The 14,671-nt window shown below is 45.3% G+C and carries 9 protein-coding genes and 17 tRNA genes; 6 read left to right on the top strand and 20 right to left on the bottom strand.

Annotated elements, in window-relative coordinates; genetic code table 11:
- Positions 1 to 43: 43 nt before the first annotated feature.
- Together AC3CID_RS01310 and tsaE are read right to left on the bottom strand one after the other, a co-directional pair.
- Positions 44 to 1,765 (bottom strand): N-acetylmuramoyl-L-alanine amidase, encoded by a 1,722-nt coding sequence (locus AC3CID_RS01310; protein ID WP_488526849.1) that lies wholly within the window; start codon positions 1,763 to 1,765, stop codon positions 44 to 46.
- On the bottom strand, positions 1,759 to 2,223 hold the full coding sequence (gene tsaE / locus AC3CID_RS01305) for a tRNA (adenosine(37)-N6)-threonylcarbamoyltransferase complex ATPase subunit type 1 TsaE (RefSeq protein WP_004735870.1): 465 nt from the start codon (positions 2,221 to 2,223) through the stop codon (positions 1,759 to 1,761). Before tsaE ends, AC3CID_RS01310 begins: the two co-directional genes overlap by 7 nt.
- A 247-nt stretch (positions 2,224 to 2,470) precedes the next feature.
- Between tsaE and queG the strand changes: the two genes are divergently transcribed.
- Positions 2,471 to 3,613: a tRNA epoxyqueuosine(34) reductase QueG gene (queG, locus tag AC3CID_RS01300; RefSeq protein WP_054548398.1), complete on the top strand. Its 1,143-nt coding sequence runs from the start codon at positions 2,471 to 2,473 to the stop codon at positions 3,611 to 3,613.
- A gap of 631 nt (positions 3,614 to 4,244) precedes the next feature.
- Here queG and AC3CID_RS01295 read toward each other — a convergent pair.
- From AC3CID_RS01295 to orn, 18 genes are all read right to left on the bottom strand, one after another.
- Positions 4,245 to 4,320: transfer RNA gene (locus tag AC3CID_RS01295), tRNA-Gly, on the bottom strand.
- Between the two features lie 77 nt (positions 4,321 to 4,397).
- Positions 4,398 to 4,474: transfer RNA gene (locus AC3CID_RS01290), tRNA-Met, on the bottom strand.
- Between the two features lie 61 nt (positions 4,475 to 4,535).
- Positions 4,536 to 4,611, bottom strand: a tRNA-Gly gene (locus tag AC3CID_RS01285).
- A gap of 56 nt (positions 4,612 to 4,667) precedes the next feature.
- Positions 4,668 to 4,744 (bottom strand) — tRNA-Met (locus AC3CID_RS01280).
- 103 nt (positions 4,745 to 4,847) lie between these two features.
- Positions 4,848 to 4,923, bottom strand: a tRNA-Gly gene (locus AC3CID_RS01275).
- Between the two features lie 77 nt (positions 4,924 to 5,000).
- Positions 5,001 to 5,077, bottom strand: a tRNA-Met gene (locus AC3CID_RS01270).
- Between the two features lie 51 nt (positions 5,078 to 5,128).
- Positions 5,129 to 5,204 (bottom strand) — tRNA-Gly (locus AC3CID_RS01265).
- A 77-nt stretch (positions 5,205 to 5,281) separates the two neighbouring features.
- Positions 5,282 to 5,358 (bottom strand) — tRNA-Met (locus AC3CID_RS01260).
- Between the two features lie 61 nt (positions 5,359 to 5,419).
- Positions 5,420 to 5,495: transfer RNA gene (locus AC3CID_RS01255), tRNA-Gly, on the bottom strand.
- A gap of 75 nt (positions 5,496 to 5,570) precedes the next feature.
- Positions 5,571 to 5,647, bottom strand: a tRNA-Met gene (locus tag AC3CID_RS01250).
- Between the two features lie 60 nt (positions 5,648 to 5,707).
- A tRNA-Gly gene (locus AC3CID_RS01245) sits at positions 5,708 to 5,783 on the bottom strand.
- A 75-nt stretch (positions 5,784 to 5,858) separates the two neighbouring features.
- Positions 5,859 to 5,935: transfer RNA gene (locus AC3CID_RS01240), tRNA-Met, on the bottom strand.
- Between the two features lie 104 nt (positions 5,936 to 6,039).
- Positions 6,040 to 6,115 (bottom strand) — tRNA-Gly (locus AC3CID_RS01235).
- 76 nt (positions 6,116 to 6,191) lie between these two features.
- Positions 6,192 to 6,268 (bottom strand) — tRNA-Met (locus tag AC3CID_RS01230).
- 61 nt (positions 6,269 to 6,329) lie between these two features.
- A tRNA-Gly gene (locus AC3CID_RS01225) sits at positions 6,330 to 6,405 on the bottom strand.
- Between the two features lie 76 nt (positions 6,406 to 6,481).
- A tRNA-Met gene (locus tag AC3CID_RS01220) sits at positions 6,482 to 6,558 on the bottom strand.
- 60 nt (positions 6,559 to 6,618) lie between these two features.
- Positions 6,619 to 6,694: transfer RNA gene (locus AC3CID_RS01215), tRNA-Gly, on the bottom strand.
- Between the two features lie 179 nt (positions 6,695 to 6,873).
- On the bottom strand, positions 6,874 to 7,419 hold the full coding sequence (orn, locus tag AC3CID_RS01210) for an oligoribonuclease (protein WP_065682092.1): 546 nt from the start codon (positions 7,417 to 7,419) through the stop codon (positions 6,874 to 6,876).
- Positions 7,420 to 7,568: 149 nt separating this feature from the next.
- On the opposite strand from orn, the gene rsgA reads away from it, so the two are divergent.
- The 5 genes from rsgA (at position 7,569) to AC3CID_RS01185 (ending at position 14,614) form a co-directional block, all read left to right on the top strand.
- Positions 7,569 to 8,624, top strand: coding sequence for a small ribosomal subunit biogenesis GTPase RsgA (gene rsgA, locus AC3CID_RS01205; RefSeq protein ID WP_004733350.1), 1,056 nt, complete (start codon positions 7,569 to 7,571; stop codon positions 8,622 to 8,624).
- A gap of 125 nt (positions 8,625 to 8,749) precedes the next feature.
- A complete protein-coding gene (gene asd / locus AC3CID_RS01200; RefSeq protein WP_065207274.1) occupies positions 8,750 to 9,661 on the top strand; it encodes an archaetidylserine decarboxylase in 912 nt (303 codons plus the stop codon).
- Between the two features lie 297 nt (positions 9,662 to 9,958).
- A complete protein-coding gene (locus tag AC3CID_RS01195; RefSeq protein ID WP_488524813.1) occupies positions 9,959 to 11,374 on the top strand; it encodes an SLC13 family permease in 1,416 nt (471 codons plus the stop codon).
- Positions 11,375 to 11,669: 295 nt separating this feature from the next.
- Complete coding sequence (locus tag AC3CID_RS01190; RefSeq protein ID WP_146456586.1) at positions 11,670 to 13,550, top strand: methyl-accepting chemotaxis protein; 1,881 nt, start codon at positions 11,670 to 11,672, stop codon at positions 13,548 to 13,550.
- 176 nt (positions 13,551 to 13,726) lie between these two features.
- Complete coding sequence (locus tag AC3CID_RS01185; protein ID WP_054547897.1) at positions 13,727 to 14,614, top strand: DMT family transporter; 888 nt, start codon at positions 13,727 to 13,729, stop codon at positions 14,612 to 14,614.
- Positions 14,615 to 14,671 lie beyond the last annotated feature (57 nt).

The following is a 14,671-nucleotide window of genomic DNA, read 5'->3' as shown; positions in this document are numbered from 1 at the left end:
CTACCTTACTGCCATTGATGGAAACATGTCTGCGTTAAAAAGCTTACTTGTGCGGAATAATCAACACCTGCCCTACCGCTAGGCTGTCAGATCGTAGCTTATTCGCTTGGCGAATACTGTTAACACTCACGCCGTATTTCGACGCAATCTTGCCAAGATAATCACCTCTTGCGACTTTATGTTTACGCAGAGGGACATCTTTCACTTCAACCGTAATACGTAGCTTCTGACCCACTTTCAATGTTTCAGACTTCAAGCGGTTCTCACGTTTGATATCAGCTACCCGTACTTTGTAACGGCTGGCTATCTTGCCTAGGTACTCTCCAGACTTAACCGTGTGGGTTATGGTCTTGGTTTTCACTGCGCTGCTTGATGATGACCCTGAAGTACTGCTTGGGATCTTAAGCACTTGGCCGATCGCTAGGCTGCTCGATTTCAGATTGTTGAATTTCATCAACGTCTGTGTCGAGGTGCCATATTTACTCGCAATCACAGACAGAGATTCACCACGAGACACTTTATGTTGGCTCACGCTACCCGTTGACGACGTTGCATTAGACAAGATAATCCCTTCTGGCGGGTTAGCCTTCAAATACTTAACGACCGCTTTGGTCACCGCTCGTGCCAATTTATCTTGGTGCGAACGTTGGAAGAGCAGCTTCTCTTCGGTCGGATTCGAAATAAAGCCCGTCTCGACCAAGACCGATGGTATCTGTGGTGAACGTAATACCGCCAAACTGGTATTGATTGGTTTACTGTTATGAAGCTTAGCAACCTTACCCATCTCAGACAGAATGGTGGTTGCAAGCTTATAGCCCTCTTTCTGTGAGTGGCTGAACTGCAAATCAAGCAGAGTTTGGTTTACGTTCTTATCATCAATATTGCCAGTGAAAGCCGCACCGCTACCACCGAGTAATTCAGACTGCTTCTCTTTGTTCTCGATCCATCGAGAGATCTCAGTATTTGCGCGTCGAGTATTCAACACAAACACCGAACCACCTCTTGGTTGAGGGGTCGTAAAAGCATCCGCGTGAATAGAGATAAACAGATGAGCTTCATTTTCACGAGCAATCGCGACACGTCGGTTAAGGTTTACAAAGTAGTCGGCGTTACGGGTCATACGAGTTTTGATCCCAGGAACCGCATTCAACTGTGCAGCAAGCTTACGAGAAATACTCAGAGTCGCATTTTTTTCATACTTACGACTTGGACCAATAGAGCCTGGATCCTCACCACCGTGACCAGGGTCAATCACGATCAGAATGTCTTTCTGACGTTTAACCTGATTAATATTTTTGCTCACCGTTGGTTTACTCGGCTTCGACGTCGTAGTCCCCTTGCTTGCCGCACCATGAGGTAGATCGATCACCAAACGATGTCCGTACTGACCACCAGGAGTCGGGCTGAGTTTAAACAACTCCGCTGTAGAGGACTTCTTCAGCTCAAAAACCAAGCGATAGGTATTTTTGTCTGGCGGAGAACTCTTACGAATCTTAGATAGAACGGGGCTATCTTTCACCACGACCGGTAACTTAGTTGCAAGGTTAGTATGTTTTAAATCGACCACTAAACGACTCGGGCTACTCAAGGTGAAATAGCTAAAGTCCGCTTCTGATTTTAAGTCAATAACCACACGAGTTTCTTCTGGGGAAGGCCAAACCCTTAAACTTTTCAGTGAGTTTGCAGAAACAAGTGAAGAAAACAGTATAGAAAAAACAGCAGCCATCATGGCTACTGCTGAAATAAGGCGTCTAGAAATCAACATAACTCCAACTGACTAAGTAAGCGCTGTCCGTATTCACTATTAGCGGTTAAAGAAACAATACGGTGGTCGTCTTGGTAACGAATATCAATGTCCAAATCGGCTTCTGGTAGCATCCCATAGCCTTTCTCAGGCCATTCAACCAAACAGATAGCATCTGGTGTGAAGTAATCACGAATCCCCATGAACTCTAATTCTTCAGGATCGGCTAAGCGATAAAGATCGAAGTGATATACCTGCCAATCGGCAAGTTGATAAGGTTCAACTAGAGTATACGTTGGGCTCTTTACATTTCCTTGATGGCCAAGTGCTTTTACAAAGCCACGACTGAAGGTCGTTTTACCTGCGCCAAGATCACCATGCAGATAAATAGTCGTCTGCTGTGAGCAAAGATTAGAAAGCTCCGTTCCTAATTGAATCGTTGCTTGTTCATCTTTCAAAGTAAATTGTTTCGTGCTCATGAATACGTTCTCTAAAAATCGATCGTTGACTATATAAAAATCAAAAGAACAAGAATAGTAAACCGTGATGCTTTTAGTAGACAAGCACTCAAGTGTAAGTTCTATGAAAAATACTGATCAAAACACGTCAGTTCTGGTCAATATCACTAAGATCCGTTAAGATCCGCCCCCATTTTTGCCGAACCTAGTTTTAATTAGCCTTATCTCTAATTGTAAAATAGAGAAAATAAGAATTAAGAATGAAGCCATGAATCTAGACCATCTTGCTGAAAAAATTAAAATCTGGGGAAAAGAGCTCGGCTTTCAAAAAGTTGGCATCTGCGATGTTGATTTAAGCGAACACGAAGCCCCTCTTCAAGCATGGCTAGATGCTGGCAACCACGGCGAAATGGATTGGATGGCTCGACATGGAATGATGCGCGCACGTCCTGATGAACTTCATCCAGGCACCATTCGAGTGATCAGCGCCCGAATGAACTACCTGCCACCAGAAGCTCAGTTTGCTTCTAACCTAAGCGATACCACTCAAGGCTATATCAGCCGTTATTCTTTAGGCCGCGATTATCACAAATTGTTCCGTAACCAGTTGAAAAAGCTGGGACAAAGAATCGAAAAAGAGGTCGAAGATTTAGACTCACGTCCTTTCGTGGATTCAGCGCCTATTTTAGAAAGACCGCTCGCTCAAAAAGCGGGGTTGGGTTGGACAGGTAAACACTCGTTAATTCTCGATAAAGACGCGGGGTCTTGGTTCTTCCTAGGAGAACTGCTCGTTAACATCCCTCTCCCAGTAGATACGCCAAGTATCGATGAGTGCGGCAAATGCACCGCATGCATCACTTCTTGCCCAACGGGTGCCATTATTGCTGATGGCGTAGTGGATGCTCGAAAATGTATTTCGTACTTAACCATTGAATACGATGGTGTGATCCCTGAAGAATTTAGAGACGCAATTGGTAACCGTATTTATGGTTGTGATGACTGTCAGTTAGTTTGCCCGTGGAATCGTCATGCCGAACTCACAGAGCAAAAAGACTTTCATCGCAGAGAAGATTTCCAAGAAGCCGATCTGGTTTCACTTTCAAGTTGGGACGAAGCAACCTTCCTAAAGAAAATGGAAGGCTCAGCAATAAGACGTATCGGCCACACCCAGTGGTTGCGCAATATCTTTGTTGCGATGGGCAATGCGCCATTTCAACAACGCATTGTTGAAACACTAGAATCTCATCAAGGCAAAAATGAAATGCTAGATGTGCATATTGAGTGGGCTTTGAATAAACAACTACAACAGTTGCCGAATGCCAGTAGCATCCAAGAAGGCAAGAATAAAGTCTCCACCAAAAAGCACAGACTTATCCGTATCGTGGAAAAAGGACTACCGAGAGACGCCTAGCCCTTTAGCAGCAACGATTAGCTCGTTAACCTACCTAAATAGTCCAATATTTAAGACAACCCGTTGCACATAATTTTAGAACAATGTTTGACCTTGTTCTCAATTTTAGCAATGTGGAAAAAATTCAGAACTCTCGTAAACTTCCGACACTCTCACAAAGTTAAACACAGTACCGATAAATGATTAAGATCAAAAAACAACAAGTTAACGATCTTTTATCAAATTCAAGATAAACACTCAAACTGATAAAAAACAACAAGTTACGATCGCCACAATTCAGCTAATATATTGAAAACAAGAAAGATCTTTTGGGGATATGTAAAGAATTAAGTCTGAAATAACTTTATCAACCAAGTTATCCACACCTAACATTTTGTGGATAAGTCTGTTTATAGATGTGAAAAACCTCAAGTATCTGCTTCAGAGACCTGATGTTTACTAGCATTCCAGTTGCTAAGAAAAATTTAAGACAAAAAAATATCCACCATGATGGAGGATTATTTGCTTTTTGGGGGGATTATGCTTCGCAGCATTAAAGAAAGAGCGTGACCTTTAAGGTCGTCTTTAAACTCTGTGATCTAAAGAAAAACACGGTGGCTTAAAGAGTCTTAATAGCTTTTTAGAAGAAAGCTGGAGCGATACATCGGGTTCGAACCGATGACCTCAACCTTGGCAAGGTTGCGCTCTACCAACTGAGCTAGTATCGCATTAGTTAACCGTTAATTCTGTCTGCCAAGAAGCTAAGAGCTTACTGTAAAGCAGTGACTAACGTGTAACTGTAATGTGGTTGCGGGAGCCGGATTTGAACCGACGACCTTCGGGTTATGAGCCCGACGAGCTACCAAACTGCTCCATCCCGCGTCCGAATGCATTATTTGAGTTAATGACTCTATATTTCCAGCATCAATCCTAAGAAAGAATTTGGAGCGATACATCGGGTTCGAACCGATGACCTCAACCTTGGCAAGGTTGCGCTCTACCAACTGAGCTAGTATCGCATTAGTTAATCGCGGCTCTTACTGCCTTGGGCAATAAATGGCGCCTAACTGTAATGTGGTTGCGGGAGCCGGATTTGAACCGACGACCTTCGGGTTATGAGCCCGACGAGCTACCAAACTGCTCCATCCCGCGTCCGGATGTTTCTCTTTTCGCATCATTACCGTTTAAGACAATGAGACTAAACCATTTTCATTCTGAGTACTTTCTCTAGGAGATGACTTCTAAGAACTGAATTTGGAGCGATACATCGGGTTCGAACCGATGACCTCAACCTTGGCAAGGTTGCGCTCTACCAACTGAGCTAGTATCGCATAAGCTAACCGTTCATCTTGTCTGCTAAGAAGCTAAGTTCTTACTGCAAGAAAGTAATCAACGTTCAACTGTAATGTGGTTGCGGGAGCCGGATTTGAACCGACGACCTTCGGGTTATGAGCCCGACGAGCTACCAAACTGCTCCATCCCGCGTCCGGATGCATTATTTAAGTTAATGACTCTGTTCTCTAAAAAGAGAGAATTTGGAGCGATACATCGGGTTCGAACCGATGACCTCAACCTTGGCAAGGTTGCGCTCTACCAACTGAGCTAGTATCGCATAAGCTAACCGTTCATCTTGTCTGCTAAGAAGCTAAGTTCTTACTGCAAGAAAGTAATCAACGTTCAACTGTAATGTGGTTGCGGGAGCCGGATTTGAACCGACGACCTTCGGGTTATGAGCCCGACGAGCTACCAAACTGCTCCATCCCGCGTCCGGATGCATTATTTGAGTTAATGACTCTATATTCCCAACATCATTCCTAAGAAAGAAATTGGAGCGATACATCGGGTTCGAACCGATGACCTCAACCTTGGCAAGGTTGCGCTCTACCAGCTGAGCTAGTATCGCTTAGTTAACCGTTAAACTTGTCTGCTAGAAACTAAGTTCTTACTGCAAAGAAGCTATCAACGTTTAGCTGTAATGTGGTTGCGGGAGCCGGATTTGAACCGACGACCTTCGGGTTATGAGCCCGACGAGCTACCAAACTGCTCCATCCCGCGTCCGGATGCATTGTTTAAGTCAATGAGTCTATTTCCCAACATCAATCCTAAGAAAGAAATTGGAGCGATACATCGGGTTCGAACCGATGACCTCAACCTTGGCAAGGTTGCGCTCTACCAGCTGAGCTAGTATCGCTTAGTTAACCGTTAAACTTGTCTGCTAGAAACTAAGTTCTTACTGCAAAGAAGCTATCAACGTTTAGCTATAATGTGGTTGCGGGAGCCGGATTTGAACCGACGACCTTCGGGTTATGAGCCCGACGAGCTACCAAACTGCTCCATCCCGCGTCCGGATGTTTCTCTTTTCGCATCATTACCGTTTAAGGACAATGAGACTAAACCATTTTCATTCTGAGTACTTTCTCTAGGAGATGACTTCTAAGAACTGAATTTGGAGCGATACATCGGGTTCGAACCGATGACCTCAACCTTGGCAAGGTTGCGCTCTACCAACTGAGCTAGTATCGCATAAGCTAACCGTTAATCCTGTCTGCTAAGAAGCTAAGTTCTACTGCAAGGCAGTATTCAACGTGTAACTGTAATGTGGTTGCGGGAGCCGGATTTGAACCGACGACCTTCGGGTTATGAGCCCGACGAGCTACCAAACTGCTCCATCCCGCGTCCGGATGCATTATTTGAGTTAATGACTCTATATTTCCAACATCAATCCTAAGAAAGAAATTGGAGCGATACATCGGGTTCGAACCGATGACCTCAACCTTGGCAAGGTTGCGCTCTACCAACTGAGCTAGTATCGCATAAGCTAACCGTTAATCCTGTCTGCTAAGAAGCTAAGTTCTACTGTAAGGCAGTGTTCAACGTGTAACTGTAATGTGGTTGCGGGAGCCGGATTTGAACCGACGACCTTCGGGTTATGAGCCCGACGAGCTACCAAACTGCTCCATCCCGCGTCCGGATGCATTGTTTAAGTCAATGAGTCTATTTCCCAACATCAATCCTAAGAAAGAAATTGGAGCGATACATCGGGTTCGAACCGATGACCTCAACCTTGGCAAGGTTGCGCTCTACCAACTGAGCTAGTATCGCAATCTGAAACGTCTTTCGTCGTTCAGGGCTGCGAATTATAAGAGCATTTTTTTGTGATGCAAGTCCTTAATGCAAAATTACGAAAGTTTTTACTCAACTGCTGTAAAAGCACGCAGATTTGCAAAAAAATCAGCTCTTATGCCCCTGAAAAGTTAGATAAACGTGATCATTTGATCTGATTAGATGTTAATAATCGTTTTTCGGTAGTACTGCAGTTCAGCGATCGACTCACGAATATCATCCAATGCAAGGTGACTTCCCGACTTTGAAAAACCATCGAGTACTTCGGGTTTCCAACGACGAGTCAGCTCTTTCAGGGTACTTACATCGACATAACGGTAATGGAAGTACTCTTCCAGCTCTGGCATGTGTTTGTATAAGAAACGGCGATCTTGGCCAATGCTGTTACCACAAATCGGTGATTTACCTTTTGGTACCCACTTCTCAAGAAACTGAATCGTTTGTTGAATAGCCTCTTGCTCTGAAACCGTGCTTTCTTGAATTCGTTTCACTAGGCCGCTACCGGTGTGGGTGGTTGTACACCACTCGTCCATCTTGTCCAATTCACTCTGAGGTTGGTGAATAGCCAAAACAGGTCCTTCAGCCAGGATGTTAAGCTCACTATCAGTAACGATAGTAGCAATTTCAATGATTTTATGAGTTTCAGGATCAAGTCCTGTCATCTCTAGATCAACCCAAATAAGGTTCTGATCGCTAAAGGACATAAGGCGTCGCCTATTTGTTTATGTATAAAAGAGGTACTATACCCAAATAACTATACTCAAACTAGCTTTAGGGCCATCGAAATCAATGGTACCAACAACATTCCGTTTGAGTCCTCAATCATCAAGTTAGATGTGTTAAGTGAAAAATTGTGGCTAAAAAAAAGAAGTTAACCAAAGGTCAAGTGCGTCGTGTACGTAGCAACCAGAACAAGCGACTCAAGAAAGAAGATTCTATCCAGTGGGATGAGAACATGCTTGGCGGAACAAAAAGCGGACTCGTAATTACGCGCTTTGGCCAACATGCCGATATCGAAGATCTTGAAACCAACGAAGTTCACCGTTGTAACTTACGCCGCAGTATTGAAACGTTAGTTTCTGGAGACAAAGTCATTTGGCGCGCAGGACTTGAATCAATGGCCGGCATCTCTGGTGTTGTAGAAGCCGTTGAGCCAAGAACGTCAATGCTAACTCGCCCTGATTACTACGACGGCCTAAAACCGGTTGCTGCTAACGTTGACCAAATGGTTATCGTTTCAGCTGTACTGCCAGAGCTATCACTTAATATCATCGACCGTTACTTGATCGCCTCTGAAACGGTGAATATTGCCCCGTTAGTTGTGCTCAATAAAGTCGACTTGCTGACAGAACAACAAATTAGCGAATACCGCGAAACGCTGAAAATATACGAGAAAATCGGCTATAAAGTCATGTTCGTCAGTAAAGAGTCGGGTTACGGCATCAAAGAGTTGGAAGCCGAACTGAAAGATCGTATCAACATTTTCGTTGGTCAATCTGGCGTAGGTAAATCCAGCGTCGTGAATGCACTCATGCCAACATTAGACATTGAAGAAGGCGCAGTTTCTGAAAACTCAGGTCTGGGTCAACACACCACCACAGCAGCGCGCTTGTATCACTTCCCTTCTGGTGGTGATCTTATCGATTCCCCAGGGGTACGTGAATTCGGCCTATGGCATTTAGAACCCGATGAAGTCACAGATGCTTTCATTGAATTCAAGCCATACCTAGGTGGTTGTAAATTCCGTGACTGTAAACACAATGACGATCCTGGATGCCTGCTACGTGAAGCCGTTGAAGACGGTAAAATTAGCCGCTTACGTTTTGCTAGCTACCATCGCATTATTGAAACAATGGCTGACAACAAAGATAACCGTCAGTACTCACGCAGCAAGAAAGCCGATCTCTAATCGCGTTTTTGTGAACAAATGTGTGCATTTACTGACAATTGGCGCGAATTTAAGTAACATCTCGCGCCCTAAACCGTCATCGACAGATTTAATTGAAAAACAATTAGCATTGGAAAATTAATACAATGGATAAGATTAAAGTTGGATTGCAGTACTGGATCCCACAGCATGGGCTAACTCGCCTAGTCGGCAAACTGGCGTCTGCTAAAGCGGGTGGCTTAACGACAGCGATCATCAACTGGTTCATCAAGCAATACAAAGTAAACATGGATGAAGCTCTGCATAGCGATCCAAAACACTTTAAAACATTCAATGAATTCTTCGTACGTGAATTGAAAGAAGGCATGCGCCCTGTCGCTGAAGGCGAATCCGTGATTGTTCACCCCGCTGATGCTCGCGTAAGTCAGTTTGGCCCAATTACTGACGGTCAACTGATTCAAGCTAAAAACCATAACTACTCAGCTCGTGAGCTATTGGGTGGTGATGCTGCTCTAGCGGATGAATTTAAAGACGGCGAATTCGCAACGCTTTACTTGTCGCCAAGTGATTACCATCGCGTGCACATGCCATGTGACGGCACACTGCGTCAGATGATCTACGTTCCGGGTGACCTTTTCTCTGTAAACCCGTTAACGGCAGAGAACGTTCCAAACCTATTCGCACGTAACGAGCGTGTAGTTTGTATCTTTGATACTGAGTTTGGCCCAATGGCACAAGTGCTGGTTGGCGCAACTATCGTTGGCAGCATCGAGCAAGTTTGGGCTGGCACCATTACTCCACCTCGCGGTAACTCAGTTTATAAGTGGGATTACCCTGCACAAGGTGATACAGCCGTCGTCTTGAAGAAAGGCGAAGAGATGGGCCGCTTTAAGCTTGGTTCAACGGTTATCAACCTGTTCGCTAAAGACGCAATCAAGTTTGACGAAACGATGCAAAATGGCGAGAAAACCGTTCTAGGCACCCCTTTCGCGCATATCGCGGGCAAAGACGCTGAGACTGAAGCTGTTGATTCAACAGAGAACACAGACCAAGTCTAACTCTCTGAGTTAACTTAGTAAGCTTTAAGGGCGCGTTAGTTTTCTATTTTTAGAGAATAACGCGCCTTTTTCTTATCTAGTTCGAGATATCTCCCTTCAAGGTTTCAACCAATCTAACTACCGACAACCTTGCTCCCAACGAGCAGTACGTCGAATTGCCTCATAAAAAGATTGACCAAAAACAAAACAACTGTCGAAACCTTAAACAACTTTCCGATTTTACAACCCGTCTCCAAGTACCAAAAATCCAGATAACTTACTCTATTTGAAGATATTTTATTCATAGGGTCTTTGTACATGCCTAAACTCAATGTTGGCGTTCTGGCCAAGCTGTTGATTTGTTTTGCGATTCCCTTGGGCGTGTTATTCATGCCGATAGATTCAATACCAATCGATGATCTCACGCTGATTCAACACCGCTTGTTGGCAATATTCTTGTTGGCCGCTCTACTGTGGGTGCTTGAACCCGTTCCGGTATTCGCCACTTCCATTTTGATCATTGCGCTTGAACTGGTGATGATTTCCGACAAAGGCTTACACCTATTTAGAAATCCACCAGCGGGACACGATCTCGGTGAGTTAATCAAATATACCGACATATTCGGTGCATTTTCGTCACCAATCATCATCCTCTTCATGGGTGGTTTCGCTCTCGCAATATCGGCATCTAAGTACGAACTCGACAACAACTTAGCGCGAGTATTGCTCAAACCATTTGGTACAGAACCGCGCTTCATTATGCTCGGCTTAATGCTGATCACCGCCGTATTCTCAATGTTCATGTCAAATACCGCAACAACGGTAATGATGCTCGCACTGCTAGGCCCAATCGTGGCGTCAGCACCAAAAGGCGACATGGGGATCAAGGCGTTAGTGTTGTGTATTCCAATTGCTGCTAACACCGGTGGTATCGCGACACCAATCGGTACACCGCCCAATGCGATCGCACTGCAATACCTGACGGGTGAGAACAGTATCGACTTCCTAAGCTGGATGATGATGGGCTTGCCCTTCGTAATCATTCAACTGACCATCGCTTGGTTCCTACTTCAGAAATTTTTTCCGTCCAAGGAAAGAAACATGGTGCTCAAGCTTGATGGGCAATTTAGAAAAAGCTGGCGTGCGATTGTCGTTTACGTCACCTTCGCCGCCACCATCCTATTGTGGATGACCACCAAACTGCATGGCATGAACACCTATGTGGTGTCTATCATTCCATTGGCTGTCTTTACTCTCACCGGCATCATGGGCAAAGAAGAGCTTAAGCTGATTAACTGGGATGTATTGTGGCTAGTAGCAGGTGGTATTGCGATTGGTATAGGACTAGATAAAACAGGCTTAGCCGTGGCACTCGCACACGCGATTGATTATGAGTCGCTCTCACCAACGGCGGTAGTGCTAACGTTATCAATCGTATGTTGGTTAATGGCGAACTTCATGTCGAACACCGCGACTGCCAACTTGTTGATGCCGATCGCCGCTGCGATTGGCGCATCCATGGAAAGCTTGGTTGCGATAGGAGGCCTGCAAGGACTACTGGTTGTGGTCGCCTTCTCTGCATCGCTAGGTATGATTTTACCCGTATCGACACCACCAAACTCGTTGGCCTACTCGACCGGGCTCATCGAAAGTAAAGACATGGCGAAGATGGGTATCATCTTAGGTCTTGTCGGCTTGTTAATGGTCTACCTCGCGTTGTTCATCATCACCTAATAGACGTTCAACGATCACTTTTATTCCGACTAAGGTGCTAAATGTAAATTTAGCGCCTATTAGCGCTATCTCACGCACAATGGCCACAACAAGTGATTGATTTTTAAATCAATAAATAACTGTGACTTTACTTCACTGTTTTACAAAAATCAGAGTAAATATATTTAGAATTTATGATTTTAAACACATTCATTCTGCCTAAGACAACGACAATATACCCCTATAAGAAACACATCACTTCAATATCAAGTACGTCACCGTAGTTAGGTTTTTGTCTAATAAAGAGGAATGGACCTTGAGACATACTATTAAGTTTAAAATTCAGATCGCCATTGCGGTCATTATTGCCGTCGTAAGTGGCGCTCAAGCTTGGATATCGGTTAATCAGCTGACTCAAGAGACTGAAGTCGCGATCAACCAAGAAATGAAAAATGTCAGTGTTGGCACCACCAATTACATTGCCGATTGGCTCTCAATCCGCAGTGATATGATGCTTGCCAATGAATCGACCATTTCAAGCAATAGCAACTCTGATCGCGAGTTATTGATCACCAAGCAAGCCGGACAATTCTTGTCTGTTTATGCAGGGTTCAGCGATGGCACTATCGCCTATGGCGACAAAGGTGAAGATTGGCCAGCAGGCTACGACCCGCGCACTCGCCCTTGGTATAAAGATGCAAACGCAACATCAGACCTCATCATTACCGAACCTTATCAGGACTTTGACGGCAGCATTGTCATCAGCTTTGCGAAAGCATTCAGTGGTGATAGACAAGGTGTTCTCGCGGCCGATCTAACCGTAACCAGCATTATCGATACCGTACTCAATGTAAAACTGGATAACGATGGCTTTGCGTTTTTAGTCGATGGTAACAACAACATTGTGGCTTACAGTGATGAAGAACTGAGTCAGAAACCACTGACCAGTTTGAACCCCGAACTCACAACCAACAAGGTGTCACAACTGCTTCAAGACCAAATGATCACCACTCTAACTTGGCCTGGTCAAGGCGATAAGCTGGTCTATATTGCCAATGTCCCGAATACTGATTGGTCGTTAGGTATCGTTATCGATAAAGACATGGCGTTTTCTGCAGTCTCCGATGCCATTCAATTCATCACGCTGACCTCTTTGATTTTGTACATCATCATTTCAATAGCGAGTACCGTGGTTATCAACCGCCTACTTTCTCCATTACAAACACTGTCTACAGCGCTGACTCAACTCGCTCAAGGCAGAGGCGACCTTACCCAACGCATTGATATCACACGTATGGATGAGATTGGTAAACTTGCCGAGCTTGTGAACCAGTTCTTAAGCCAGATGCAAAGCATGTTGAAGGGCGTGATAGAGCACAGCCACGATCTCAACAACCATGCAGAGAAAGCCAATCAACTGGCGACCCAATCTTCGATTAGCGTTGAGAATCAACAAAACGATATCAACCAAATTGCGACCGCGATTCATGAAATGTCGGCTACCGCAGCCGAAGTGGCTAGCCATGCCGAATTAACGGCATCCGCTTCTCAGGCATCCGCTACCGCTTGTAATGAAGGCCAAGAGGTAATCCAACAAAACCGTGATGCGATTACTGGCCTTGCGACTCAAGTTGAAGACGCCGCCAATGTGATTCGTGAATTAGAGAGCAATGCGCAAAGCATCAATCAGATCCTATCCACCATTCAAGGCATTGCCGAACAGACCAACCTGTTGGCATTGAATGCAGCGATTGAAGCCGCTCGTGCGGGTGAACAAGGTCGTGGGTTTGCGGTTGTGGCCGATGAAGTTCGAGTGCTCAGCCAACGAACGCATGGCTCGACCGAAGAAATCCGCGTGATGATTGATACGCTGCAAAAGAATACCGAACATGCCGTTGAAAGCATGACCACCAGCACTCAACTGGCAGAGAATAGTGTTGGCTTCGCAGAACAAGCCCATGGCAGCCTGACTAAAATCACGCAAGCGATCACTGAAATCAACGATATGGCGCTGCAAATCGCGAGTGCTGCAGAAGAGCAACGCGCCGTAAGCGAGGACATCAGCCGCAATACGCAAGGAATCAAAGATGCCTCTGACGATCTAGCACAACAAGCGGAAAGCAGTCGCAATAGCTCAAATGAAATGAGCAGTGCTGCTGAGTCAATGCGCCAAGACGTAGAGCGCTTTAAGGTATAGCACTTTGAGGTATAGCGCACCTCAAGCAAAGTAAGTTGAACCACACCAGCAAGCGACAGCTGACATAAACTAATCACTGAAACAAAGTCGTTCTTTCATAAGAATCACTTTGTTCTCAGTTCGGTTTGATGCATATTGATGAGCTAATTTATCCCAGACACAAGGATGTTATTCAGATGGGATTCGAATGGTTAGCTCTAGCTGCCGCTTTTCTTTGGGCGATTGCGAGCCTGATGTCAGTAAAACCCGCTCAACACTTAGGATCTTTTGCCTATAGCCGCTGGCGAATGGGTTGTACCGCGATCATCTTATCGAGCATGGCTTGGTTTACGGGTGGGTGGTCAAGTGTCGAAGCCGACCTAGTCACACCCATGATGCTATCTGGCCTAATTGGCATCTTCATTGGTGATACCGCCCTATTTGCCTGTTTGAACCGCATGGGTCCGCGCCAAGCGGGTTTGCTGTTCTCTTGTCACGCCGTTTTCTCGGCGATTCTTGGTTACTTCCTGTTTAGCGAAAGCATGACTTCGGTGGAGCTTATTGGCTCGGCGTTGGTGTTTAGTGGTGTATTAACCGCAATCTTCTTTGGTCGTCGAGGGCAATCGAATAACCAACTCGAAACCATTAAGGGTACGGTGTGGATTGGTGTGGCGCTGGGAATCACCGCCGCGATCTGCCAAGCATTGGGCGGCATTATTGCCAAACCCGTGATGCAAACCAGTATCGACCCAATTGCAGCCTCTGCCATTCGAATGATCACCGCCTTTGTTGCTCACTCACTGTTTCGCTTAACAGGCGCCAAGCTTTCGCGCGCGATCAATCCAATGAATAAACAAATATTCGCAATTACTGCGGTTAATGGCTTTTTAGCGATGGCTGTAGGAATGACGCTGATCTTATATGCGCTACAGGAAGGCAATGTCGGCATGGTCGCTCTATTATCTTCGACCACACCCATCATGTTGTTACCAATACTCTGGTTGTACACCAAACAGAGGCCAAATGCCTACGCTTGGTTCGGCGCCATTGTTGCTGTAGTGGGCACCGGTATCTTGGTCAGCTAGTGGCACCGGAATTCTGGTCAGCTAGTGAAGCGAGTTGGAAGCTGAGAGCTAATGGTT

This window comes from Vibrio sp. QJM3NY_21 (genome assembly GCF_057785975.1).
Note: the sequence above shows the minus strand (reverse complement) of the source record. Positions and strands in the feature narration are given on the sequence as shown.

Bases quoted from the DNA above. Each gene is read 5' to 3' on its own strand.
- AC3CID_RS01310 (WP_488526849.1), bottom strand. From the start codon at position 1,765: ATGTTGATTTCTAGACGCCTTATTTCAGCAGTAGCCATGATGGCTGCT.
- tsaE (WP_004735870.1), bottom strand. From the start codon at position 2,223: ATGAGCACGAAACAATTTACTTTGAAAGATGAACAAGCAACGATTCAA.
- queG (WP_054548398.1), top strand. From the start codon at position 2,471: ATGAATCTAGACCATCTTGCTGAAAAAATTAAAATCTGGGGAAAAGAG.
- orn (WP_065682092.1), bottom strand. From the start codon at position 7,419: ATGTCCTTTAGCGATCAGAACCTTATTTGGGTTGATCTAGAGATGACA.
- asd (WP_065207274.1), top strand. From the start codon at position 8,750: ATGGATAAGATTAAAGTTGGATTGCAGTACTGGATCCCACAGCATGGG.
- AC3CID_RS01195 (WP_488524813.1), top strand. From the start codon at position 9,959: ATGCCTAAACTCAATGTTGGCGTTCTGGCCAAGCTGTTGATTTGTTTT.
- AC3CID_RS01185 (WP_054547897.1), top strand. From the start codon at position 13,727: ATGGGATTCGAATGGTTAGCTCTAGCTGCCGCTTTTCTTTGGGCGATT.